24 protein-coding genes are annotated in these 23,493 nt (G+C 62.2%); 10 read left to right on the top strand and 14 right to left on the bottom strand.

What is annotated here, in order from left to right; genetic code table 11:
• Nucleotides 1-25 precede the first annotated feature (25 nt).
• Nucleotides 26-277 carry a DUF1161 domain-containing protein gene (locus BLS60_RS09740; RefSeq protein ID WP_070880394.1) on the top strand — a complete coding sequence of 84 codons (252 nt, stop codon included), beginning with the start codon at nt 26-28 and terminating at the stop codon, nt 275-277.
• Nucleotides 278-295: 18 nt separating this feature from the next.
• Here BLS60_RS09740 and BLS60_RS09735 read toward each other — a convergent pair whose 3' ends face one another.
• Nucleotides 296-943, bottom strand: coding sequence for an HAD family hydrolase (locus BLS60_RS09735; protein WP_092367326.1), 648 nt, complete (start codon nt 941-943; stop codon nt 296-298).
• A 401-nt stretch (nt 944-1,344) separates the two neighbouring features.
• Here BLS60_RS09735 and BLS60_RS09730 point away from each other — a divergent pair, with 401 nt between their 5' ends.
• The 5 genes from BLS60_RS09730 (at nt 1,345) to BLS60_RS09710 (ending at nt 6,786) form a co-directional block, all read left to right on the top strand.
• Nucleotides 1,345-1,950, top strand: coding sequence for a c-type cytochrome (locus BLS60_RS09730; protein WP_092367323.1), 606 nt, complete (start codon nt 1,345-1,347; stop codon nt 1,948-1,950).
• A 152-nt stretch (nt 1,951-2,102) separates the two neighbouring features.
• Nucleotides 2,103-2,732 carry a thiol:disulfide interchange protein DsbA/DsbL gene (locus tag BLS60_RS09725; RefSeq protein ID WP_070880391.1) on the top strand — a complete coding sequence of 210 codons (630 nt, stop codon included), beginning with the start codon at nt 2,103-2,105 and terminating at the stop codon, nt 2,730-2,732.
• A 24-nt stretch (nt 2,733-2,756) separates the two neighbouring features.
• Nucleotides 2,757-3,620 carry an endonuclease/exonuclease/phosphatase family protein gene (locus BLS60_RS09720; protein ID WP_167357661.1) on the top strand — a complete coding sequence of 288 codons (864 nt, stop codon included), beginning with the start codon at nt 2,757-2,759 and terminating at the stop codon, nt 3,618-3,620.
• A gap of 2 nt (nt 3,621-3,622) precedes the next feature.
• Nucleotides 3,623-5,644, top strand: coding sequence for a diguanylate cyclase (locus BLS60_RS09715; protein WP_092367320.1), 2,022 nt, complete (start codon nt 3,623-3,625; stop codon nt 5,642-5,644).
• 245 nt (nt 5,645-5,889) lie between these two features.
• Nucleotides 5,890-6,786 carry a peptidoglycan DD-metalloendopeptidase family protein gene (locus tag BLS60_RS09710; protein WP_070880388.1) on the top strand — a complete coding sequence of 299 codons (897 nt, stop codon included), beginning with the start codon at nt 5,890-5,892 and terminating at the stop codon, nt 6,784-6,786.
• Between the two features lie 56 nt (nt 6,787-6,842).
• Here the strand turns inward: BLS60_RS09710 and BLS60_RS09705 are convergent, their stop codons facing one another.
• The 7 genes from BLS60_RS09705 to BLS60_RS09675 all read right to left on the bottom strand — a co-directional run bounded on the left by BLS60_RS09705 (nt 6,843) and on the right by BLS60_RS09675 (nt 13,794).
• Nucleotides 6,843-7,586, bottom strand: a complete 744-nt coding sequence (locus tag BLS60_RS09705; RefSeq protein ID WP_092367317.1) for an endonuclease/exonuclease/phosphatase family protein — start codon at nt 7,584-7,586, stop codon at nt 6,843-6,845.
• A 171-nt stretch (nt 7,587-7,757) separates the two neighbouring features.
• Nucleotides 7,758-8,516, bottom strand: coding sequence for a porin family protein (locus BLS60_RS09700; protein WP_070880386.1), 759 nt, complete (start codon nt 8,514-8,516; stop codon nt 7,758-7,760).
• Nucleotides 8,517-8,749: 233 nt separating this feature from the next.
• Nucleotides 8,750-10,090, bottom strand: coding sequence for a hemolysin family protein (locus BLS60_RS09695; protein WP_092367314.1), 1,341 nt, complete (start codon nt 10,088-10,090; stop codon nt 8,750-8,752).
• A gap of 80 nt (nt 10,091-10,170) precedes the next feature.
• On the bottom strand, nt 10,171-11,478 hold the full coding sequence (gene phoR / locus BLS60_RS09690; protein ID WP_092367311.1) for a phosphate regulon sensor histidine kinase PhoR: 1,308 nt from the start codon (nt 11,476-11,478) through the stop codon (nt 10,171-10,173).
• A 52-nt stretch (nt 11,479-11,530) separates the two neighbouring features.
• Entirely contained in the window at nt 11,531-12,220 is a 690-nt protein-coding gene (phoB, locus tag BLS60_RS09685; protein ID WP_070880383.1) for a phosphate regulon transcriptional regulator PhoB, read from the bottom strand.
• An 89-nt stretch (nt 12,221-12,309) separates the two neighbouring features.
• Entirely contained in the window at nt 12,310-13,200 is an 891-nt protein-coding gene (ubiA, locus tag BLS60_RS09680) for a 4-hydroxybenzoate octaprenyltransferase (protein WP_092367308.1), read from the bottom strand.
• Nucleotides 13,201-13,245: 45 nt separating this feature from the next.
• Nucleotides 13,246-13,794: a chorismate--pyruvate lyase family protein gene (locus tag BLS60_RS09675; protein ID WP_092367305.1), complete on the bottom strand. Its 549-nt coding sequence runs from the start codon at nt 13,792-13,794 to the stop codon at nt 13,246-13,248.
• A gap of 154 nt (nt 13,795-13,948) precedes the next feature.
• On the opposite strand from BLS60_RS09675, the gene BLS60_RS09670 reads away from it, so the two are divergent.
• The 4 genes from BLS60_RS09670 (at nt 13,949) to BLS60_RS09655 (ending at nt 16,310) form a co-directional block, all read left to right on the top strand.
• Nucleotides 13,949-14,116: a rubredoxin gene (locus tag BLS60_RS09670; protein WP_070880380.1), complete on the top strand. Its 168-nt coding sequence runs from the start codon at nt 13,949-13,951 to the stop codon at nt 14,114-14,116.
• Between the two features lie 37 nt (nt 14,117-14,153).
• Nucleotides 14,154-15,302 (top strand): NAD(P)/FAD-dependent oxidoreductase, encoded by a 1,149-nt coding sequence (locus tag BLS60_RS09665; protein WP_092367301.1) that lies wholly within the window; start codon nt 14,154-14,156, stop codon nt 15,300-15,302.
• Between the two features lie 168 nt (nt 15,303-15,470).
• A complete protein-coding gene (locus tag BLS60_RS09660; RefSeq protein WP_042552490.1) occupies nt 15,471-15,743 on the top strand; it encodes an HU family DNA-binding protein in 273 nt (90 codons plus the stop codon).
• A gap of 174 nt (nt 15,744-15,917) precedes the next feature.
• Nucleotides 15,918-16,310 carry an SCP2 sterol-binding domain-containing protein gene (locus BLS60_RS09655; protein WP_070880378.1) on the top strand — a complete coding sequence of 131 codons (393 nt, stop codon included), beginning with the start codon at nt 15,918-15,920 and terminating at the stop codon, nt 16,308-16,310.
• A gap of 48 nt (nt 16,311-16,358) precedes the next feature.
• On the opposite strand, the gene BLS60_RS09650 is transcribed toward BLS60_RS09655, so the two are convergent.
• The 6 genes from BLS60_RS09650 to exbB all read right to left on the bottom strand — a co-directional run bounded on the left by BLS60_RS09650 (nt 16,359) and on the right by exbB (nt 23,336).
• Entirely contained in the window at nt 16,359-17,768 is a 1,410-nt protein-coding gene (locus BLS60_RS09650) for an aminoacyl-tRNA deacylase and HDOD domain-containing protein (protein ID WP_070880377.1), read from the bottom strand.
• 92 nt (nt 17,769-17,860) lie between these two features.
• A complete protein-coding gene (gene recG, locus BLS60_RS09645) occupies nt 17,861-19,936 on the bottom strand; it encodes an ATP-dependent DNA helicase RecG (RefSeq protein ID WP_092367298.1) in 2,076 nt (691 codons plus the stop codon).
• An 8-nt stretch (nt 19,937-19,944) separates the two neighbouring features.
• Nucleotides 19,945-20,868, bottom strand: a complete 924-nt coding sequence (locus BLS60_RS09640) for a hydrogen peroxide-inducible genes activator (protein WP_070880375.1) — start codon at nt 20,866-20,868, stop codon at nt 19,945-19,947.
• Nucleotides 20,869-21,017: 149 nt separating this feature from the next.
• A complete protein-coding gene (locus tag BLS60_RS09635) occupies nt 21,018-21,764 on the bottom strand; it encodes an energy transducer TonB (protein WP_070880374.1) in 747 nt (248 codons plus the stop codon).
• Nucleotides 21,761-22,186 (bottom strand): TonB system transport protein ExbD, encoded by a 426-nt coding sequence (exbD, locus tag BLS60_RS09630; RefSeq protein ID WP_092367295.1) that lies wholly within the window; start codon nt 22,184-22,186, stop codon nt 21,761-21,763. Before exbD ends, BLS60_RS09635 begins: the two co-directional genes overlap by 4 nt.
• A 4-nt stretch (nt 22,187-22,190) precedes the next feature.
• On the bottom strand, nt 22,191-23,336 hold the full coding sequence (exbB, locus tag BLS60_RS09625) for a tonB-system energizer ExbB (RefSeq protein ID WP_092367292.1): 1,146 nt from the start codon (nt 23,334-23,336) through the stop codon (nt 22,191-22,193).
• Between the last annotated feature and the right edge of the window lie 157 nt (nt 23,337-23,493).

Here is a 23,493-nt window from a genome sequence, read left to right as displayed (position 1 = left end):
TTAACAACACACAGAGGAAGTCGTGATGAAAGGTTTGACGGCGGTGATGCTGGTGCTCGGCCTGATGAGTAATGCCTGGGCCGCGCCCAAGTCGTGCGAGGAGCTCAAGCAGGAAATCGAGGTGAAGATCCAGGCAGCCGGCGTGACCAGCTATACCCTGGAAATCGTGCCGAACGAGGAAGTCGAGGACGACAGCATGGTCATCGGCACGTGCGACAACGCTAGCCGCAAGGTGATCTATCAGCGCAACGACCTAATCGGTTCGCGGATGATGTAGCGGCAAGCGCCGCTGCAGCTAGCGCGCGAAGGCGTGACGCAGCTGCGTCAGGGTCTGAAAATGGTGGGCCGGCCGCTCGCCGCTGAGCTCTTCCAGGCTACCGAAACCATATCCCACCGCTACCGCGTTCAGGCCGTTGCTGTGGGCGCCGATCAGGTCGTGCTTACGGTCGCCGATCATCAATGTGTCGCTGGGCTCAAGGCCTTCCTGCTCGAGCAGGTGCTTGATCAGCTCGACCTTGTTGGTGCGGGTGCCATCCAGTTCACTGCCGTAAATGCCCTTGAAGTAGCGCCCGAAGTCGAAGTGCCGGGCGATCTCCACGGCGAACACCGTCGGTTTGCTGGTCGCGATATACAAGGTGCGGCCTTGTTCGCCCAGCAACTGCAACAGCTCGATGATGCCTTCGAAGAGCTGATTCTCGTACAGGCCTACCTCGCGAAAACGCACCCGGTAATGGTTGACGGCGTCCCAGGCGCGGGGCTCGCTCAGGCTGTAGGTCTGCATGAAGCATTGCAAAAGCGGCGGGCCGATGAAGTGTTCGAGCGCGACCAGATCGGGCTCATGGATATCCAGTTGCGCCAGCGCGTACTGCACCGAACGGGTGATGCCCTCGCGCGGGTCGGTCAGGGTGCCGTCGAGATCGAAAAGTACGGTGTTCTGCTGCATGGCGTGCGGTCCGCTGGCTTGAATCGGCGCGGATTGTCCCGCAGCGTCGCCCGGCCTGGCAATCCGCGCAGCCTGTCGAAGCGGCCTGGCCAAGTAGGCAGGCGGGTAACGCGCAGATACGATGGGCTCCTTTTATCGATGTATTAACGCGCCCTTGCTGCGTTAACGTGGCGCCCGCAGCGCGTGCCGCCAGCCTCGGCTCTGCCTGGGGCAGCGTATTGCTTGCGATCTGCCAAGGGATTGATGCCAGTCATTATCGGCGCCGCTGTGCTGAGCAATCATGGAATACCCGGTCGACGCCTCGGCCCGATTGCGGGTACGCGGGGTACGTTTACGGCGGGCTCGTCGCGATGGGGATACCTCGCTCAGAACTCTTTTCTTGGCCGTACTTGGATTAGCTGATGAACAAAATAATCGTGAGTCTGCTGTTGTGCCTGGGCCTCATCGGCGCTGTCCAGGCCGCTGGTGACCCTGCGGCAGGGCAGGCGAAGACCATCGTTTGCGGCGCGTGTCATGGCGTGGATGGCAACAGCCCGGTGGCGAACTTTCCCAAGCTCGCCGGCCAGGGGGAGCGCTATCTGCTCAAGCAGATGCAGGACATCAAATCCGGCGCGCGGCCGGTGGTGGAGATGACCGGCATGCTCGATCCGCTCAGTGATCAGGATATGGCCGATATCGCTGCTTACTATGCCGCTCAAAAAACCATCATCGGTGCTGCTGACCCGACGCTGGTCGAGCGCGGTGAAGACTTGTTCCGGGGCGGTAAACTGGCGGAGGGCATGCCGGCTTGCATGGGTTGCCATTCACCCGATGGCAGCGGCATTGCGACTGCCGGCTATCCCCATCTGGGTGGTCAGCACGCGGACTACACCGCCAAGCAGTTGACCGCCTTTCGTGAGGGCGAGCGCAGTAATGACGGCGACAGCATGATCATGCGCGACATCGCCGCCAAGCTCAGCAACAAGGATATCGAAGCGCTGGCGGCGTACATCCAAGGCCTGCATTGACTCGTCGATCGGCCTCTGCATACCGGAAACGAAAAAGGGTGGCGTGGCCACCCTTTTTCGTTGGCGAGCCCGCTACAATGGAGGGAACCTGCCGGGTAGCGACTCAGTCGAACCGAAGCTGTCCGCAGCACCATCATAGCTAGGAGTCATGCATGCGTAATCTGATCCTTTCCGCGGTTCTGGCCGGTGCCAGCCTGTTCGGTGTTGCAGCTCATGCCGCCGAGATCGAAGCCGGCAAGCAGTATGTCGAGCTGAGCAATCCAGTACCGATTTCCAAACCCGGCAAGATCGAAGTCGTGGAGCTGTTCTGGTATGGCTGCCCGCATTGCTACCAGTTCGAACCTACGCTGAACCCGTGGGTCGAGAAGCTGCCGAGTGATGTCAACTTCGTGCGCATCCCTGCCTTGTTCGGCGGCGTATGGAACGCCCACGGTCAGATGTTCATCACTCTGGAAAGCATGAAAGTCGAGCACAAGGTGCACGACGCGGTATTCCGCGCCATTCACCAGGAAGGCCGCAAGCTGGCCACTCCAGAAGAAATGGCAGATTTCCTGGTCACCCAGGATATCGACCGCGATGCCTTCCTCAAGGCCTTCAATTCCTTTGGCGTGAAGAGCCAGATGGAAAAAGCCAAAAAGCTGGCCATGGCCTACCAGATCAATGGCGTACCGGTGATGATCGTCAACGGCAAATACCGTTTCGATATCTCCAGCTCGGGCGGCCCGGAGCAGACACTGCAAGTCGCCGACCACCTGATCGCCAAAGAGCGCGAAGCCAAGTAAACGGCCCTTACGGAGCGCCTTGCCATGTTGCGCCGCCGTTCAATGCCTCGTCAGGCTGGCCTGTGTGATCCACAGGTCAACCCGGACTGCACCCCGCAAGGCGACTGGCCGGAAAACGGGCGCCTGCGTCTGCTCAGTTTCAACATTCAAGTCGGCATCAGCACCGAGCGCTATCACCATTATCTGACCCGCGGCTGGCAACATCTGCTGCCGCACCAGGGGCGTGCCGGTAATTTGCAGCGCATCGGTGATCTGCTCGGTGACTACGATATTGTCGCCCTGCAGGAAGCCGATGGCGGCAGCGTGCGCTCCGGTTTCGTCAACCAGATCGAACACCTGGCCCGCCTGGGTGCATTCCCCTACTGGTATCAACAGCTCAACCGCAATCTCGGCCGTTTCGGCCAGCACAGCAACGGGCTGCTCAGCCGCCTGCGACCGACGCAGCTGGAGGATCACCCGCTGCCAGGTCCTGCCGGCCGCGGCGCGATTCTGCTGCGCATCGGTGAAGGCGACGATGCCATTGCCGTGGTGATGATGCACCTGGCGCTCGGGCCGCGTACGCGCACCCGGCAATTGGCCTACATCCGCGAGCTGATCAGTGGCTACCGCCACCAGATCCTCATGGGTGACATGAACACTCACGCCAACGATCTGCTGGAAAATTCGCCGCTGCGCGACCTTGGCCTGATTGCGCCACAGGTCGAAGCGACCTTTCCGAGCTGGCGTCCACAGCGCTGTCTCGATCATATTCTGCTCAGCCCTGGCCTGGAGCTCGAGCGCTTTCAGGTGCTGGCCCAGCCGATCTCGGATCACCTGCCGGTGGCCGTGGAAATCCGTCTGCCCAACTCCTTCGCACCGCCGTTGCCGCCCCTTGTACAGGAACCCTGAGCATGGCCGACGACGCCCAGCGCTGGCGCGAGAAATACCTCTCCAACCTTGAGCAGCAGGAGAAACTGGAGCGCCGCTTCGATGCGCGCATCGACTTGCTGCGACGAGGCTTGGTGCGCAGCAGCCTGGCGGCCGAGGGTGCGGACAAGGCGGTCGATCAGTGCATGCACGACCTGCGCGAAATTCTTCGCCGTGACGATATGGACGCGGGCCTCAGTGCGCTGATTCCGCGTCTGGAAAAAACCGTGCTGGACTCCGAGCAGCGTCGCCAGCAGCGGGTCGAGCAGGTAGCCAGCGGTCTGTCGAATCTGGTCGCGCAGTTGCTGAAAATGGACTTGCCGAGCGACGTGCGCAAACCGCTGAAACGCTACGCCAAACAGGTCGATGAGCGCTCGCGGCAGTCGCGCGAGTTGCCCGCTCTATTAGCCGAACTGAGCCAGTTGCAGCAGCAGGCGCTGGCTGTGCTGGGAGCGGAGCAGGTGGAGCGGCCAGGCTTTATCGAGCGCCTATTTGGCAGCCGCGATCCAGCGAATTCGCCTACGCCTGCGGATTCGGCCGCAGAGGCAGCTGTAGAAACGCTACCCGCAGCGGAAACGCTCGAGCCCTACAACGCGCCCACTGTAGTGGCGGAGCAGCCGACGGCACCGGAATCGGCCCTTGGCGCAGTCGCCGAGCCCTTGCCGCAGCCGCCGCTGCTCGAGCCTGCCTGCACCGCGACCAGCCCGGCGGCTGCCAACGGTGCGGTGTTGCTGGATAGCCTGCCATTGCCGTCGTCGTTATTGATGCCGACCGCTGTAGAGAAGCCAGCGCTTAAGCTCGTCACTCCAGGCGCAGAGACAGACACCGCAGAAGAGATAGCAGTAGAAACAGAAGCAACCGCACCGGATACGGTTACGGTTACGGTAGAAGAGCCTGCAGTCTCAGAGGCGCTTCTGCAGGCTGATCCCGACTATGCCCTGCCGCCTGCGCCGGAGCCTGGTTACAGCGCCATCGCCAGCCACGTCGAAAGCAGCCTGCTGGGCTTGCTGGAAGAGCTGCCGCTGCCCGAACGGCATCAGGCTCAGGCCGATGTGCTGCGCCAGCGCATCACAGCTGGCCTGAACATGTATGAGCTGGTGCCCGTACTGGATGATTTCGGCGTGCTGATGCTGGCGATCGCCGATGTGGGCCAGCGTGAATTCGAAGGCTACCTCAAGCAGCTCAACGAGCGCCTGGCGGCTTTCCAGGGCAGCCTGCAGGAGGTGCATACCAACTATGTCGACTCGGCCGATGCCGCGCGCAGCCTGGACATCGAGCTGCGTCAGCAGGTCGACGGGTTGCACAGCAGCGTGCAGGAAGCGAGCGATCTCGACAGCCTGAAAAGCCTGGTCGAGGACCGTCTCAGCGGTCTGCTCGGCACCATGGCGCAATATCAGCACCAGCGCGACGAGCGTGAGCAGCAAGTCGGTGAGCGGCTGCAGACGCTGGTCGAGCGGGTAGCGAGCATGGAATTGGAGGCCAAGGGCTTTCGCGACCATCTGGAAGAGCAGCGGCAAAAGGCGCTGTTAGACCCCCTGACCGGTTTGCCCAACCGAGCCGCCTGGACGGAACGCCTGGATCTCGAACTGGCGCGCTGGCAGCGTTACGGCGGCGACTTGCTGCTGGCGGTGCTGGATATTGATCACTTCAAGCGCATCAACGATGACTTCGGCCACCTGGCCGGCGACAAGGTGCTGAAGATCATCGCCGGCGAGCTGTTCAAACGTCTGCGCAAGACCGATTTCATCGCCCGCTTCGGCGGCGAGGAGTTCGTGCTGCTGATCCCCTCCACGCCCATGGAAGGCGGCTTGAAGTTGCTCGAAACGCTGCGCACGGCGATCGAAAGCTGCCCGTTCCACTTCAAGGGCGAACGCGTGACCATCACACTGTCTGGCGGCATCAGCGCGTTTGTGGCGGCAGAGCGCAGCGAGCAGGTGTTCGAACGCGCCGACCAGGCGCTCTATCGCGCCAAACGCAGTGGCCGCAACCATATCGAGCAGGGTTAAGCCGGCAGCGCAGCCCTCGCGTATCACGCCTGCGAATGAAAGCCCGGTACTTCTGGGCATCAGTCTGGCCGACTCGATGAGCCGACCGGCTCACCTCCCCCCGTAGCGTGCTGCCCCTGCAGATACCGTGCTGGCGATGGCAAGGCTGTGCCGGTTGTCGCAAAGCGCGGCAGTGACAGTCGCTCGGTCAGCGAGACGCTGCTAGTCTTGCCTCGCCGAACACTTAATAACCAGATCGACTCGATATGCTAGGGCGTTTCTCACTTCTCCTGGGCCTCTTTGCGTTCGCCTGTCAGGCCAATGCGGTGACCGTTTACAAATACACCGATGCCAATGGCGTGGTCACTTACAGTGATCAGGCTGCGCCCGGTGCGAAGGTGTTCGTGTTCAGCGACCGCATGGTCGAAAAACTCGATAACCAGGTAAAGCTGGAAACCCGCAAGCATGCCGCCGGTGAGACGTTGCTGGTGCGCAACGACCTGTATGCACCCGTTCAGGTGGAGCTCAAGCTGGAGCAGGTCGCCAATGCCAGTGGCGCGCCGGACAAGCCGATCAATTGGGTACTACCGCCGCGCAGTGAAATTCGTCTAGCTACCCTGGCACCGCTCGACCCTTCCAAGCCGCTGCGTTATACGCCCAAGCTGAAGTACGCGCTGGGTGACCCGCGCTTGCTGCCGATACAGAACAGCTACCCGCTGCCGTGGCGCGGCGGGCCGTTTCGCCTGACTCAGGGCGCCAACGGCCAGTACAGCCATTTCACGCCGAAAGGGCGCTACGCGATGGACATCGCCATGCCCGAAGGCACGCCCATCGTTGCCGCTCGCGGCGGTATGGTGGTGAAAACCGAAAACGCGCAGAGCGGGCGTGGTAACAACCCGTCGGGCAACTTCGTGCGTGTCCTCCATGATGACGGCACCATGGGCGTTTATCTGCACTTGATGCAGGGCTCGGTGAGCGTACGCGAGGGTCAGCGCATCGCCGCAGGTGCATCCATTGCCCGCTCTGGCAACACCGGCAACAGCACCGGCCCGCATCTGCACTTCGTGGTACAGCGCAACGTGGGCATGGCGCTCGAGTCGATTCCTTTCCAGTTCAGTCAGCCAGTGGACAGCCTGCCGAATTTCGCCGTGGGCGGCGAGTAAGCCGCCCAGCGCTTCGGTTTATCCCGCCTTTGCGTCTCTAGCCGGAATTTACGGCATCAGGTTTTGCTCAAGCGGCAGCTGAGCGCGCAGTGGTCGGAAACACCGGTGCTCATTCTGACGTTCTCCAGCCGGTAGCCTGGCGTGTGGAACAACCCGTCGACCATGAACGGAATATCACCGGCGCGGTGTAGCGAGCCGTCGATGCTGCTGGTGTAGTGCGGCGGTACGCCGTCGATGAAGTGCTCGGCAATCAGGTCGAAGGTGGCGCGGCCGCGCGGGGCATTGAAGTCGCCGGTCAGCAGCAGGTCGCCATTGCGCTGGGCTTGCGCCTGGGCCAGCTGGATCACCTTGCCTGCGCTTTCGCGCTGGTACGGCGTGGAGGTGCCGAGCGGGGTCACGTTTAGGTGGGTGACGGCGACACGCAAACCGCGAACCGTGGCGCTGAGCATCACTTCGGCAATGCTCAGCGGGTCAGCCATACGCTTGCCCTCGGCAGTGATAAAGGCCATCTCCTGAATGCGCTCGGGGCTGCCCGAGTAATATTCGGCGGCCACGTCGAGCAACGCATCATCGCGGGCGATCATGCCGACGCCAACAATGTTGGCAGGGCCCTCTTCCGGGTAGCGCGCCATGGGCGCGAAGAACATGGGACCGCCCATCAGCGCTTCGAAGAACGGGATATCGCGCTCGCAGAGTTCCTGCAGGCAGAGCAGATCCGGGCGTTGACGAGTGATGAAGGCTTCGACGCGCGCCAAGTGCCTGGAGCGTTCGATATTGATGGAGGCGATGTTAAGGGACATGAAGGTAATCGATGATTGCGGTGGAGATAGGGCGCATCGAGCGCAAGGCCGCTTATAAAGCGGACACGCAGTATACCTGAGGCCTGCCAGCGAGAGCCGCGGCGCCTGGCAACCTCGCCACCAGAATGCAAATCGCCCGGCAAACCGGGCGATTTGATTACAGCAGCGTGTTTAGAACGCCAGACCGACTTTCAGGCCGACCTGCTCTTGCTTGAGCTTGCTGTTTTCAGCCAACACGCTGTCGCTGTCGACTTTGTAGTTGGTGCGGGTGTAGTACAGGCTGGTGCTGATCGGCAGGTTGTTGATGCCCTTGTTCCACAGCACGGTCAGTTCGGCGTACGGGTTGGCTTTGTCCTTCAGGTCAACGGTGTCGCGGCCTTCGCCGCTGACTTTCAGCTCGGCTTCGGCGTCGAGCGAGTAGCGCGCGCCGGCCTCCAGACGCACGGTGTAATCCGGGGTCAGGTAGTTGTAGCCGATGCCAGCTTTGGCGAAAGGCGCCTTGCTGGTCAGCTTGACGTTGGTGTCGAACGGGCCGACATCGTCTTGCTCGATACGGCCCCAGTCGTAGCCGCCGCCCACGATGAAGTCGATGTAGTTATTGGTGCTCAGCGCGGCACGCAGGCCCAGGTCGAGGTCTGCGCGGGCCGCTTTGTACTCGTCATCGTCTTTTTCGCGATACTGGGCTTCGATGCCCGCCTGGTAGATGAAGCCTTCGTGGCCGGTCAGCTTGTTGCCGAAGTTGTAGAACAGACCGCCCTGATTCAGACGCTCCTTGTCGCTTTCGCCAAAGGTGCTCATCTTGTACTGGTTGTGCGAGCCGATCACACCGACGGTCGAGATCGGGTCAGTGATGGAGTCGGCGTAGGCATGAGATGCACCAGCGAGGCACAGGGCGAGAGCGGTTTTCGAGGTAATTCCATTGAGTTGCATGGCTGAATCCTTGGCAGTCGGTTCATATGAAGGCATGCACCGGTTCAATCGGTGCACGCGGTGGACTACCAGGCGTCGGTGACTATTCGAGAAGCCCGACGAACGGTCGTAAGTGATTGTTTCGGAAGGAATGAGTCGAAGCGCCAGCAGGGCATAAATGACCGATCGGTCAGCTTGCCGCAGGCCTTGGAGAGAAGTGCCCAGGCGCATGAGCGCCTGGGGTTTTGCGCGCATCAATCCAGTTTGATGACCTTGGCCAGAACGATTTTCGGGCCCTTCATTTTCTTGACGATCAGGCGTAGGCCAGCGACCTCCAGCGACTCTTCTTCTTCGGGCACGCGCTTGAGCGTTTCGTAGATCAGGCCGGCCAGGGTCTCCGCCTCGATGTGGTCGAGATCGACACCGAGCAGACGCTCCAGTTTGAACAGTGGCGTGTCGCCACGTACCAGCAGCTTGCCGGGCTGATAGGCAAGAATGCCGCGCTCGGCTTTGCGGTGCTCGTCCTGAATGTCGCCGACCAGCGCCTCGAGTACGTCTTCCATGGTCAGGTAGCCGATCACCTTGCCATCGGCCTCCTCGACGAGGGCGAAGTGCGCACCTCCCTTGCGGAACTGCTCCAGCAGCTCGGACAGCGGCATGTTGCGGTGAACCCTTTCCAGCGGATGCATCAGCTCGCTGAGGCGCAGGGTAGACGGCAGCATTTCCAGCAGCGACAGGTGCAGTAGCAGATCCTTGATATGCAACACGCCAACGAACTCGCCGGCGGCTTCATCGTAGATGGGGTAGCGGCTGTACTTGTGGCGGCGGAACACGCTGAACACTTCGTCCAGCGCGGCGTGCAGCTCGAGGTAAATCAGGTCTTCCCGTGAGTTGGCCCAGTCGACCACTTCCAGCTCACCGAGCTCCACGGCCGAGGCGAGCACGCGCATGTCCTGGTCGGTCGGGTCACTGGCGCGGCTCGAGTGCAGGATCAGCTTGAGTTCGTCGCGGCTGTAATGGTGATCGTGGTGCGCACCCGGCTCGCCCTGGCCGGCGATGCGCAGGATAGCGTTGGCGCTGGCATTGAGCAGGAAGATCGCCGGATACATGGCCCAATAGAACAGGTACAGCGGCACGGCCGTCCACAGCGACAGCAGCTCGGGTTTGCGGATCGCCCAGGATTTGGGTGCCAGCTCGCCGATCACGATGTGCAGGTAGGAAATCATGAAGAACGCGGTAAAGAAGGCGATGCCGTGAATCAGCTTTGGCGACTCGATGCCGACTGAAATCAACAGCGGTTCCAGGAGGTGGGCAAAGGCCGGCTCGCCCACCCAGCCGAGGCCGAGAGAGGCCAGCGTGATGCCCAACTGGCAGGCGGACAAGTAAGCGTCCAACTGACTGTGCACGGTGCGCAGGATATGACCACGCCAGCCGTTCTTGGCCGCCAGGCTTTCGACCTTTGTGGCGCGTAGCTTGACCATCGCAAATTCGGCCGCAACGAAAAAGCCGTTGAGCAGAACCAGAAAAAGGGCGAACAAAACGAGGCCGAAATCGGCGAAGTAACTAGAGAAAGAGACGCTCGTAGAGGGATCCATGGGGAGTTCGTGTGACCAGATATTGCTAAAGGGTGGGGCCTCGAACGGTGCTTTGCAATAGGCCGGGAATCCCGGCGCGCTCAGCGGTCACGGTGGGCGATTTGGGCCGGCTGAAAATGGCAGGTAAAGAGGCTGCCTTTGCCGACCACGCTGGTGATATCCAGCTGGCCCCGATGACGCAGCAGCACATGTTTGGCGATAGCCAGGCCCAACCCGGTACCGCCCGTGTTGCTGGCGCGGCTTGCGTCGACTCGGTAGAAGCGTTCGGTCAGGCGCGGCAGGTGTTTCGCCTCGATACCTGGGCCGGTGTCTTGCACGGAGAGGTGCGCGCCCTGTTCGTCCTGCCACCAGCGGATGCGAATCTCGCCGCCGGCAGGGGTGTATTTGACAGCGTTGAACACCAGGTTGGAAAAGGCGCTGCGCAGCTCGGCCTCGCTGCCTTTGAGTTTCAGCCCGGCATCGGCCTCCAGGCTGATACGGTGGTTGTTTTCCGCCGACAGTGCATGGGCGTCGGTCTTGATCGACCTGAGCATCTGCTCGACCGCCACTGGCTGGTTGTCTGAGGGGTAGTCGGTGGCTTCCAGCTTGGCCAGCAGCAGCAGGTCGTTGAGCAGGCACTGCATGCGCGAGCCTTGCTGTTGCATCTGCTGTAGCGCGCGGCGCCAGCGCGGGTTGATCTCGTCGACGTTGTCTTGCAGGGTCTCGATGTAGCCGGAAATCACCGTGAGCGGCGTGCGCAGCTCGTGGGAGACGTTGGCGACGAAGTCTTTGCGCATCTGTTCAAGCTGGTGAAGCCGGGTCACATCACGCACCAGCATCAGATGCTCCTGATTGCCGTAGCGGGTGATATTCAGCTGAAGTTGTTTGCGCGGGTTGATCGGCGAGGGCAATTCCAGCGGCTCGAGGTAATTGCCGCGCTCGAAATATTCCTTGAAGCGAGGGTCGCGCACCAGGTTGGTGATCGACTGACCGCTGTCCTGTGGCGTCTTCAGACCCAGCAGGGTCTCCGAGGCATTGTTCCACCATTCCAGGTTGCCGTGGCTGTCGAGCATGATCACCGCATCACGCAGGGCGGCGGTGGACTCCTGAACCCGGTCGATCACCGCTTGCAGGCGCCCGCGTGCGCGTTGGTTGCGACGCTGCAGGTGGTAGATGCTATCGAATACTTCGCCCCACAAACCGTAGCCATCGGGCGGTGGTTCATCAGGCTGGTGATCCTTGAGCCAGGCGTGCAGGCGCAGCAATTGGCTGAGCGTCCATGCCAGGTGGATGGCCAACCCCAGGGCGAGTGCCCAGGCGTAGTGGCCAGTGATCACGCCAAGAAACAGGCAGGCTGCGATCAGCAGCAGCAAACGGCGGGTAATGGCGCCACGCCAATTGCTCGTCACAGTGCGCTCATCCGTCAGCCTATCCCTGTTGGGTTACGTTGCAGGCTGCTGGTCAGCCTTTGGTGGAGAAACGATAACCGGTGCCGCGCACCGTCTGCACCAGATTTTCGTACGCTTCGCCGAGTGCTTTGCGCAGGCGGCGGATATGCACGTCGACGGTTCGTTCCTCGACGTAGACGTTGCCGCCCCACACCTGGTCGAGCAGCTGGCCGCGGGTATAGGCGCGTTCCTGGTGGGTCATGAAGAACTGCAGCAGCCGGTATTCCGTTGGGCCCATTTCTGCCGGTTTGCCGTCGATGGTCACGCGGTGGCTGATTGGGTCGAGCAGCAGGCCGCCCACTTCGATCGGTCCCTCGCTGTCGGCCGGGCCTGCACGGCGCAGCACGGCTTTCAGGCGGGCCACCAGTTCACGCGGCGAGAAGGGTTTGGTGATGTAGTCGTCGGCACCCACTTCCAGGCCCTGGATCTTGTTGTCCTCTTCACCCTTGGCGGTGAGCATGATGATCGGGATGTCACCGGTCAGCTCGTCGCGCTTCAGGCGTCGCGCCAGCTCGATGCCGGAGGTGCCGGGGAGCATCCAGTCGAGCAGGATCAGATCGGGTTTGCGGTCGACGATGATGGCGTGGGCCTGTTGGGTATTTTCCGCTTCAAGGCACTCGTAACCGGCCATTTCCAGCGCCACCACGATCATTTCGCGGATCGGCGCTTCGTCATCGACGATCAGGATGTTCTTGCCAACCATGGGTCCTGCCTCGGTTCATTCAACTGTCATGCGGCGCATTAGATAACGGAATTATTGCAGTGATATGACAGCTGTGCGGCGGATGGCCTCTAGCGCAAGGCGTAATCCAGCACGATACCGATGAAGATCGCCAGGCCGGCCCAGTGGTTATGCAGGAAGGCGCGGAAGCAGATTTGTGGTTCGCGCCCGCGCGTCATATGGAATTGCCAGGCGAAACAGGCGGCCGCAACCGCCAGGCCGAGGTAGAAATACAGGCCGAGCTCGAAGCGGGCGCCTGCCAGCAGCAGACACAGCAGCGCCAGCCCTTGCAGGCCAAGGATGATCACCCGATCGGCGTCGCCGAACAGGATGGCGGTGGATTTTACGCCGATCTTCAAGTCATCTTCGCGGTCGGCCATGGCGTAATACGTGTCATAGGCGACCGTCCAGATCACGTTGGCCAGTAGCAGTAGCCAGGCCGCGGCAGGCAGCTCGCCGGTCTCGGCGGTGAATGCCATCGGCATGCCCCAGGAAAATGCGGTGCCCAGCACCACCTGCGGGTAATAGGTGTAGCGCTTCATGAATGGGTAGAGCGCGGCGACGGCCAGCGCGCCGAACGACAGCCAAACAGTGGTGGCATTGGTCAGCAGCACCAGAGCGAAGCTGAGGGCGATCAGCACGGCAAACAGAATCAACGCCTCGCGGGCGCTGACCCGCCCGCTGGCCAACGGACGGGCCTTGGTACGGCTGACGTGGCCGTCGAAATTGCGGTCGGCGTAGTCATTGATCACGCAGCCGGCCGCACGCATCAGGATCACCCCGGCCACGAAAATCACCAGGTTCTTGGCGCTCGGCACGCCCTCAGCAGCGATCCACAGGGCCCACAACGTTGGCCACAGCAGTAGATAAATGCCGATTGGCTTGTCCAGGCGTGTCAACTGCACGAAGTCCCAGGCGCGCGGATGCAGGCGATTGAGCGAGTGCAGCAGGCGGGTGTACATCGTACGGTTCTCCAGACGGGGTGTGCGGATCAGGCGAATTGGGCTTCAGGCTGCGGGGTCGGCAATGCGCCAGAACGCCGGCAGGAATACTTCGGCGACTAGCACCGCCAGCCCCTCGCGACGAAAACAGGAGCGCCGCGCCCACAGCTGCTTGTGTTCGTCGCTGGCCGGCATCCACGCATTGGGGTAACGGCAGACCTGCAGCACGCCGCGGGTGAAGGCCTGGTCGCTGAACAGCAACTCGCCCAGGGAGCGGCTGCCGAGCTGCTGCAAATCCAGGCCAGAGCCGTTCAGGGCTCGTTGCGCCGCTACGCTGCGGGCGAATACCCAGGGCTCGCCGTTGCCGCGCAAATAGACTTCGCGCACCCAGCCGAGACTGCCAGGCGGCGCATCGAGTGCGGCGCATTCATCGCCACGCAACTCGAACCAGCCCTCGCGTAGCGGGGTGACGCTGAAGCCATCGTCGGACAGCGCGGTCAGCCGCCGGGTCAGCGAGCCCTCGTCGAACAGCCAATCGCAGACGGCAGGCGACGGGGCCTGTTGCAACTGATCACGGAAAAACCAATCTGGCGTCTGGGAGGCGGAGCAGGTCACAGTGCGGATTCGCGGTATGAAGGAAGGCTGAGTCTACCATGGGCCTTGGCGCAGATTGGCGCCGCCCGTGGCGTTCGTCGCGGCTGCTTGGCGCACCCCTGCATTTGCGGTAGCGTGCCCGCGCAATAACCGTGAGCTACGCCGGAGAGCGTTTATGAAGAAATGGCAATGTGTGGTCTGTGGACTGATCTATGACGAACGTGACGGCTGGCCCGACGACGGCATTGCGCCCGGCACGCGCTGGGAGGATGTGCCGGAAGACTGGCTGTGCCCTGACTGTGGCGTGGGCAAGATGGATTTCGAGATGATCGAAATCAACTGAGTTGAATCGCACAACCCATCAGCAGCAGGACAGAGCAATGAGCGACCCCGTGGTAATCATCGGTACCGGCCTGGCGGGCTACAACCTGGCGCGCGAGTTTCGCAAACTGGACAGCGAAACGCCGCTGCTGCTGATTACCGCCGATGATGGCCGCTCCTACTCGAAGCCGATGCTGTCCACCGGCTTCGCCAAAAGCAAGGACGCCGACGGCCTGTGCATGGCTGAGCCCGGGGCGATGGCCGAGCAGCTGGACGCCCAGGTGTGGACGCATACGCGGGTTACTGGCATCGATCCTGGCCACAAGCGCCTGTGGATTGGTGAAGAGGCGGTGTCCTATCGTGATCTGGTACTCGCCTGGGGCGCCGAGGTGATACGTGTGCCTATCGAAGGTGAGGCGCGTGATGAGCTGTTCACGGTCAACGACCTAGAGGGCTATGGGCGCTTCCGCCTGGCCGTGCAGGGCAAGCGGCGGGTGCTGATACTCGGCGCCGGGCTGATAGGCTGTGAATTTGCCAACGATCTGTCGCTGGGTGGCCTGGAGGTGGATCTGGTGGCGCCTTGCGAACAGCTGATGCCTGCCTTGCTCCCGGCCGAAGCGGCAGCCGCCGTGCGTGGCGGCCTGGAAAGCCTCGGCGTGCGCTTTCATCTCGGCCCGGTGTTGAGTCGCCTGGAATATGCCGAGGACGGCCTTGAAGCACACCTGTCCGATGGCCAGGTGATCGCCTGTGATGCGGTCATCTCGGCGGTTGGCTTGCGCCCGCGCACCGACCTGGCTGCCGCTGCCGGGCTGGCAATCAACCGCGGCATCATGGTCGATCGCGAGCTGCGTGCTTCGCACGCCAACATCTACGCGCTGGGCGACTGCGCCGAAGTCGACGGGCTCAACCTGCTCTACGTGATGCCGCTGATGGCCTGCGCGCGTGCCCTGGCCAAGACGCTGAGCGGCACGCCCGGCGGCGTGGTCTACGGGGCCATGCCGGTCACGGTGAAAACTCCCGCATGCCCGTTGATCGTCTCACCGCCGCCGCGTGGTACCCAAGGCAGCTGGACCATCGAGGGCAGCGGCGCCGACATCAAGGCGTTGTGTCATGACCCTTCCGGCGCCTTGCTGGGCTACGCGCTGACCGGTGCGGCCGTGCAGGAAAAGCTGGTGTTGAACCGTCAGTTGCCGCCCTTGCTGCCCTGAGCGTTCTGTTGTCTGCTCGACAAAATGCCGGATTTAGCCGGAGGGAGGGCTGGCGGTGCCTCCTAGAGCGTGCCATTCTCCCCGAGCCTGCCGCAGCGTAGAGCTGTCGCGGCGCTTTGGCGCTGCACGGCACGGACACAACAACAACAAACCGTAAATGAGGCAATTATGCGCAAACCGGAACTCGCCGCTGCTATCGCGGAAAAAGCTGATCTGACCAAAGATCAGGCCAATCGTGTACTCAATGCCGTTCTCGAAGAAATCACCGGGGCACTGAACCGCAAGGACAGTGTGACACTGGTCGGCTTCGGCACTTTCGTACAGCGCCACCGCGGGGCCCGCACCGGGAAGAACCCGCAAACCGGAGAGCCGGTGAAGATCAAGGCCAGCAACACCGTTGCCTTCAAACCCGGCAAAGCCCTCAAGGACTCGGTCAACTGAGTCACGTGGTCTGCTGAGGTTTCAGCGCAACCGGTCAGCCACTGGGCGCGGCCGTCTTGAAATCTCAGCAGACCCTCGTTCCCTTGCCGGCGCGGCATCGTCGTCCAGACGGCTGCCAGGCTTCCAGCAAGCCGCTACAATGCGCGACCCTCTTATTCAGCCAATAGGCATGTCATGAAATTTCGTTTTCTGCTGTGGATGCTGGGCCGTCTCATGGCCAAAGCGAGTCGTGAAAACCCGGCGTTCCGCCAGCAACTCGAAGGGCGCGATCTGGTATTCCAACTGCACACGCTGGACGGCAGGATTGCGCGTCACTTCATCGTCAAGGATCAGCGGGTCAGCAGCAAGCGTGGTGTGGCCAGCGAGCCCGCGTTTGCGATCGGCTTCAAGGATGCAGCAAGCGGTTACGCTACCCTGACGGCAAAGAACAAGCAGCTGGCATTCATGCAGGGCATTCAGAGCCGAGACATCCAGATCCAGGGCAATACGGCGCTGGTGATGTGGTTCCAGGGCCTTACCAAGTACCTGCGCCCCAAGAAGCGCACGGCTGAAAAGAAAGCCGCCTAATCGGGCAGTGCGTGGCCTCGCGTCAAGCGAGTAGCCACGCCCCGGGTGTCAGTTCGGTGAGCCGAACTGCGAGGCCAGGTCGCGCAAGGCGACCTCGGCGGCCAATACCTTGTTCAGCGCTTCGTCAGCCTTATCCCGGGTGATGCCCAGGTTGTCGAGCAGACTCTGCGGAATTTCCCGCTCGGGCCCCGAACTGCTGCCGATGCCACGGTTGCGCAGCAGGCTGACGGCCAGATACACCAGATTCGGGTAGGTGGCGTGATTGCCGCTGTAGCTTGCGTCGTGCTGGAAGCGCAGGGCGACCGCCAGCTCCTCGGGCATGTCCCAATAGCGCATCAGCCAGGAGCCGATCTGCTCGCGGCTGATGCCCAGCAGGTGCTGCTCGATGTAGCTGTGCGGCAGGTGCTGGTTGACTTCCAGGTGACGGCAGATCAGCGAAAAGTGCGGCGGAAATACATGCGCCAACACCAGATTGCCGAAATTATGTAGCAGGCCGGCCAGGTAAGTGAGGCCGGCTTCGGGGCGCTGTGCGCGCGGCATCGCGCGGGTCAGCCCTTCGATCACCGCGGCGGTATAGATCGCCTGCTGCCAATAAGGCGTGGTTTGCTGTGGCTGGTCTTTGGGCAGGCTCAAGGTCTTGCCCAGAGCCAGGCCCAGCGCCAGGTTGATCACCAGGTCGAAGCCCAGCACGCGGACGATCGCATCTTCTACCGAGCGAATCTTGCCGGGCGCCGCGTAATACGGTGATGCGGCCCAGCTAACCACCTGCGCGGCCAGTGCCGGGTCGGTCTCTACCACACCAGTAATATCATCGACCGTGGCGTTGGGGTCCACGCGCAGTTTGATGATTTTTTGTGCGGTTTCCGCCAGGGGCGGAATCTCGATGGTTTCTTCCAGGCGTTGCTGAATACGCCGTGCCGTGAAGGCTTGAACCGCTTGAGTGATCTCGCTGCGGTCGTCTTCAGGGCGGCTCAGGTTGAGCCGGAGCTTGCTGACGGGCTCGCCAAAACGAGCAGCACTGGCCTTGCCGAGCAAGCCTTTGAAGGTGTCCGTGGTCAACTCAAGCAGCACACCGGGCTCGCCCGATTGAATGTACAGAGCGGGGGCGTCGAGCAGACGTTCTTCGTAGAGACACGGCGAGCTGGTCAGCGCGGGAATGCCAGGCAACACCACCAGTTCATGCTTGCCGAGCATGCGATCCAGGCGCTCGGGTTTGACCGCGGTGAGCTTGCGCCCGGTCAGTTCCGCCAGGCGATTGAGATCAAGCAACTGGCTCTGCGGAAACAGCACCAGTAACGCGCCCACCGCGTCCTCGAGGAGCACGGTCTGCACCCGCTGAGCCGTCGGCAGCCCAGGCTGCTCAGCGCGCACTTGGTAGCTCAGACCAAGCTTGTCCAGCAACTGACGAATCACCAGAGGCGGTTGGGGGGAGATGTCGGCGATGGCTACTTCAGTCATGACGTGTTCCGTCGTAAAGGGGGATGCAGCTCCCCAAGTATAACCAGCAAGCTGGAGGCATTGCCCATCAGAGCACTAACGTCCGGGTACGCTCACACTTGTCCATATTGTTGACCATGGCGCAGCCAGCGTTCCAGTAGCGGGCTGACATGCTGCGGCCAGTGTTCGAGCAGTGCCTGCGCCGCGTCGCGTACCGCTGGCAGCAGGTCGGCATCACGCATCAGGTCAGCTACCTTGAACTGCAGCAGACCGGTTTGTCGAGTGCCGAGCATTTCGCCTGGGCCACGCAATTCCAGGTCCTTTTCCGCGATGATGAAGCCATCGCTGGTTTCCCGCATGATGCCCAGTCGCTCTCGGCCGATCTGTGACAACGGCGGGTGATAGAGCAGCACGCAGTGGCTGGCCGCGCTGCCACGGCCCACCCGGCCACGCAGTTGGTGAAGCTGAGCCAGGCCAAGGCGTTCGGGGTTCTCGATGATCATCAGGCTGGCATTGGGCACGTCCACGCCCACTTCAATCACCGTGGTTGCCACCAGTAGCTGCAGGTGACCCTGCTTGAACTGATCCATTACCGCGGCTTTTTCGGCAGGCTTCATGCGCCCGTGGATCAACCCGACCTGCTGGCCGACCAGAGCCGCTGCCAGGTCCTCATAGGTGGTTTGCGCTGCCTGGCAGGTCAGCTCCTCGGATTCCTCGATCAACGTGCAGACCCAATAGGCCTGCCGGCCTTCGTTGCAGGCCGAGCGCACCCGCTCGACGACCTCGAAGCGGCGACTGTCGGCGACCAGTACGGTGTTTACCGGCGTGCGGCCTGGCGGCAGCTCATCGAGGATCGAGGTATCCAGATCGGCATACGCGCTCATCGCCAGGGTGCGCGGGATCGGTGTTGCGGTCATGATCAACTGGTGCGGGGCGAGCCGGCCGCCCACGCCCTTCTGGCGCAAGGCCAGGCGCTGCTGAACGCCGAAGCGATGCTGCTCGTCGATGATTGCCAAGGCCAGGTTGCGAAAGCGCACCTCTTCCTGGAACAGCGCGTGGGTGCCAACGACCATTGGCGCACCCGAGGCGATCTGCTCCAACGCGGCGACGCGCGCTTTGCCCTTGAGCTTGCCGGCCAGCCAGGCGGTTTCCAGGCCCAGCGGCTGCAACCAGCGGGTGAAGTTGATGAAGTGCTGTTCGGCGAGGATTTCCGTGGGCGCCATCAGTGCCACCTGATAGCCGGCTTCGATGGCCTGCAGGGCGGCGAAGGCCGCAACCACGGTCTTGCCCGCGCCGACATCGCCCTGCACCAGGCGCAGCATTGGCTCGCTGTGGCTCAGGTCGTAGGCGATTTCCGCGCCCACCCGCTGCTGCGCGCCGGTGGGCGCGAAGCCGAGGTTGGCAAGAAATTGCTGGGGGAGCTTTTTCGCTACCGGCAGCGCAGGTGCCTGTTGTGCACGCGCGCTTTCTCGCAGGCGCTGCATCGACAGCTGGTGGGTAAGCAGCTCTTCGAAGGCCAGCCGATGCTGCGCCCAGTGACGGCCCTCGGCAAGCTCCTCGACATCTGCATCTGGGGGCGGCCGATGCAGGTAGCGAATCGCCTCATCCAGCGGCGCCAACTGATAGTCATCGGCAAGCTCGCGGGGCAACCAGTCCGGCAGGCTGCGCGGGCCCAGACGCGCCAACGCCTGTTCGCTGAGCTGGCGCAAGCGCTGTTGCGTCAACCCCTCAGTAGTCGGGTAAATCGGCGTCAGGGTCTGCTCCACCGCCGCGGGTTCGTCGCCGGCCAGTGCGCGGTACTCGGGGTGATAGATTTCCAGGCCGGACGAGCCTGGACGCACTTCGCCATAACAGCGCACCTGAGTGCCGCGTTTGAGGCCTTCTTTTTGTGCATTGCTGAAGTGGTAGAAGCGCAGGCTGAGCGTGCCGCTGCCGTCATTCAGGCGCACCAGCAGGCTGCGGCGTTTGCCCATGACCACGTCGGCGCCGGACACCGTGCCCTCGACCACTGCGTCCTGGCCCGGCCGCAGGGCGCCGATCGGCACGATACGGGTGCGGTCCTGATAGCGCAGCGGCAGATGGAACAGAATGTCCTGCAGGGTTTCCAGGCCCACCTTGGCGAGCTTTTCCGCCAGAGCCGCGCCGACGCCTTTGAGTTCGGTGACGGAGACCGTCGACAGCTCGCTCATCGCTGTCCTCAGACGCTACGAGGCAGCGGTTTGGCGACGGAGCACAGGCGGATCGAGTCAGCCAGCACTTCAATGGCCTTGGGCCGCGGGAAGCTGGCGCGCCAGGCGATCGCTACGGTACGGAACGGTGCCGGCGGGCTGAGCGGGCGGACTTCGATCACACCGGGCGCGTAGTGATGGCTGTCTACGGCCGAGAACGGCAGGATCGACACGCCAAGCCCGGAGGCAACCATGTGGCGGATGGTTTCCAGGGAGCTGGATTCCACCGTGGTGTGCTTGGCCTGTTCCTCGCCCTTGCGCAGGGTCGGGCAGGCTTCCAGCACCTGGTCACGAAAGCAGTGGCCTTCACCGAGCAGCAACAGGCTCTTGTCATTGAGCAGCTTGGTGTCGATGGTCTTCATTGCCGTCCACGGATGATCGGCGGGCAGCAAGGCGTAGAACGGCTCGTCATACAGCGGCAGGGTCAGCACGTCGGCTTCCTGGAACGGTAGGGCGACGATGATCGCGTCCAGCTCGCCGGTGCGCAGCTTGTCGCGCAGTACGTGAGTGAAGTTCTCTTCGATATATAGCGGCATCTGCGTGGCCACGCGGTGCAGCTGCGGAATCAGGTGGGGAAACAGGTACGGGCCGACGGTGTAGATGGCGCCGATTTTCAGCGGTGCGGCCAGTTGGTTCTTGCCGGCCTGTGCCAGTTCACGGATACCCTGGGCCTGCTCCAGGACCTTTTGCGCCTGGGTGACGATGCCTTCGCCGACCGGGGTCAGCCGCACTGCGCTCTTGCTACGCTCGAAGATCAGCACGCCAAGCTCGTCTTCGAGTTTCTTGACGCCGACCGAGAGGGTGGGCTGGCTAACGTGGCAGCGCTCCGCAGCTCGGCCGAAATGCTGCTCCTGAGCGAGCGTCACGATATAGCGCAGTTCAGTAAGGGTCATAGTTTTAGTCCATTGAGATGCAGCCAAGCATAGCGGCTGTCTTCAATGTAACCAACCACTGAGGCGGATCTGAAACACGGTATGGAACAGAATCGTCTCTCTAGCGATCCTTCGATGCGCCCTGCGTTGGGCAGGGCGCATCGAGTCGGTCAGCGACCGCGGCCACGCTCCAGGGAGTAGATGAACGGCGCGACGATTTCCACGCTGCCATCTTTGAGCATGTCCGCTGGCGGCTTAGGCAGCGGCTGCGCACGGCGGATCATCTGCAGCGTTGCCCGATCCAGGGACGCGCTGCTGGATTTGCCGACCAGCGTGTACGACAACACCATGCCATTGGCATCGACCACGAAGCGCAAACGGTTAACGCCTTCAAGACCACGACGACGCGCATCTTCCGGGTAGCGCTTGTACTTCGCCAGGTGGGTCAGCAACTGACTTTGCCAGGTGGCTTGCGCCTTGCTCGGCGCGCTGACCGGTGCCTGCTGCGGCGCAGCCGGTTTGGCTTCGGCCGGTGCGGGAGGCGCAGGCGGTGCGTCTTCTGGTGGCTCGTCCTGAGGCTCCGGAGGTTTGGGCTCGGGAGGCTTGGGCTTCGGCGGCTTGGGTTTTGGCTTCGGCTTGGGCTTTGGCGGGGTGACCGCCAGCGTCGGCTTGGGCGCTTCGACCAATTTCGGCTGCGGCTCTGGCTCCTCTGGAACGACTTCCGGTGGTGGTGGCGGCGCAGGCTTGGGCGGGGCTGGAGGCAACGGTTCCAGTTCGACGATCATCGCTGCTGGCGGCAGTTCGATGGGTGTCGCCTGGGGCTGCCAATACATGGCCCAGAGGAACAGGCCGATGTGCAGCCCAACCACGATGACCAGGCTTGCGAACCAGGAGAACGTGCGGCTGGATTTCTTCATTGCGCGCCGACCGTCTCCAGGCCTACCAGGCCAATCTTCAGGTAGCCGGTGCCGCGCAGCCTGTCCATGACTTCCATCAGATCGCCATATTCGACGCCTTTGTCACCGCGCACGAAAATGGTCTTTTCCTTGTCGTTCCGGGTCAGCTTGTCCAGCATTGCACCGAGCATGGCCGGCTGCACCTCGTCATTGTCGAGGAACAGCTTGTTGTCTTCCTTGATGCTCAGATAGATCGGCTTGTCCGGCCGCGGCGCTGGTTTGGCGCTGGAGGCGGGCAGGTCGATCTTCACATCGACCGTGGCCAGCGGCGCGGCGACCATGAAAATGATCAGCAGCACCAGCATCACGTCGATAAATGGCGTGACGTTGATCTCGTGGTTTTCCTGGAGATCGTCGCCGTTATCGTTCAGATGAAGACCCATGGTCTTAACCTACCTTGACCATGTGAGGCTGTTGGGTGCGATCGCTGCCGGGCAGCATGTCCAGATCGCGGCTGACCAGCAGCAGTACCTGGGCAGATGCATCGGCGACCTGCGCTTTGTAAGCACTGATCGAGCGCGAGAAGGCGTTGTAGATGATCACCGCCGGAATCGCTGCAACCAGGCCCAGCGCGGTGGCCAGCAAAGCCTCGGCAATACCGGGAGCGACCACGGCGAGGTTGGTGGTCTGGGTTTTGGCAATGCCGATAAAGCTGTTCATGATGCCCCATACGGTACCGAACAGGCCGATGAAAGGAGCGGTAGAACCGATCGTGGCAAGCACACCGGTGCCCTTGCTCATGTCGCGGCCGCAGGCACCAACCAGGCGCTCGAGGCGGAAGCTGACACGCTCTTTGATGCCTTCCTTCTCCCGGCTGGTGGCCGACAGTTTCAGTTCTTCACGGGCGTCTTCGATGAGGATTTCGCTGAAGCTGTGCTTGGCACGGGCTTGATCGCTGGCCTGGGCCAGGGTACGCGCACCTTTCAGCTCGACGATTTCACGACGCAGGCGGCGGCGTGCGGATACCAGCTCGATGGTCTTGGCGATCCAGATCGTCCAGGTCAGGATCGACGCCAGCACCAGGCCGATCATCACGGTTTTGACCACCACGTCGGCGCCCTGGTACATGCCCCATGGGGACAGATCATGAAACACCGCTTCCGCCTCGGCGGCGTCGCTGTTCATTGCCTGGGTATCAGCGTTCTGCTGGGCCGCGAGTGCCTGCTGCAGGACTTCGGCATCCTGCGCAGCAATGTTGTTTTCGTTGAAGAACTGCTGACGGGCTTCATTGAGCTGCTCAGGAGTGGCTTGCGGGCCCAGAGCCTCGAGGCGGTCACTCAGCGCATCGACCTGTGCGGCAGCTTCCGGCGACAGCGGCGCGGCCTGCGCCTGAGGATTGGCGGCCGGCTGAGCCGCGTCGGTCGGAGCCTGTTGGGCGGTAGCAGATTCGGCTGGTGCACTGACCGATTGATCAGCGAAGCTCGCGGTCGGCGCCAGTGACAGGCTGAGCAGCAGAGCGAGCAGCGCGCCGAGGCGGCGTTGCGGCCGAGCGGTGAGGGTGGTTGGCTTAGCGCTATGGGCGGTAGAGTTCATGCTTGCCGGACCTAAAAGTGAGGACGGTGACCTGCGCTGGCGAAACGCCGCGCGGCAAAAAGGTTGAACATTATTGCAAGTAATTCTTGTTTATGAAAGCGTTCGCGTAACTGTATTACACGTTGGTCGTCGTGCTAGAGCGTCCGCCGCGTTAGAA

Source organism: Phytopseudomonas seleniipraecipitans (assembly GCF_900102335.1).
GTDB lineage: Bacteria > Pseudomonadota > Gammaproteobacteria > Pseudomonadales > Pseudomonadaceae > Aquipseudomonas > Aquipseudomonas seleniipraecipitans.
The sequence above is the reverse complement of the archived record's forward strand: the minus strand, read 5'-3'. Positions and strand labels throughout refer to the sequence as shown.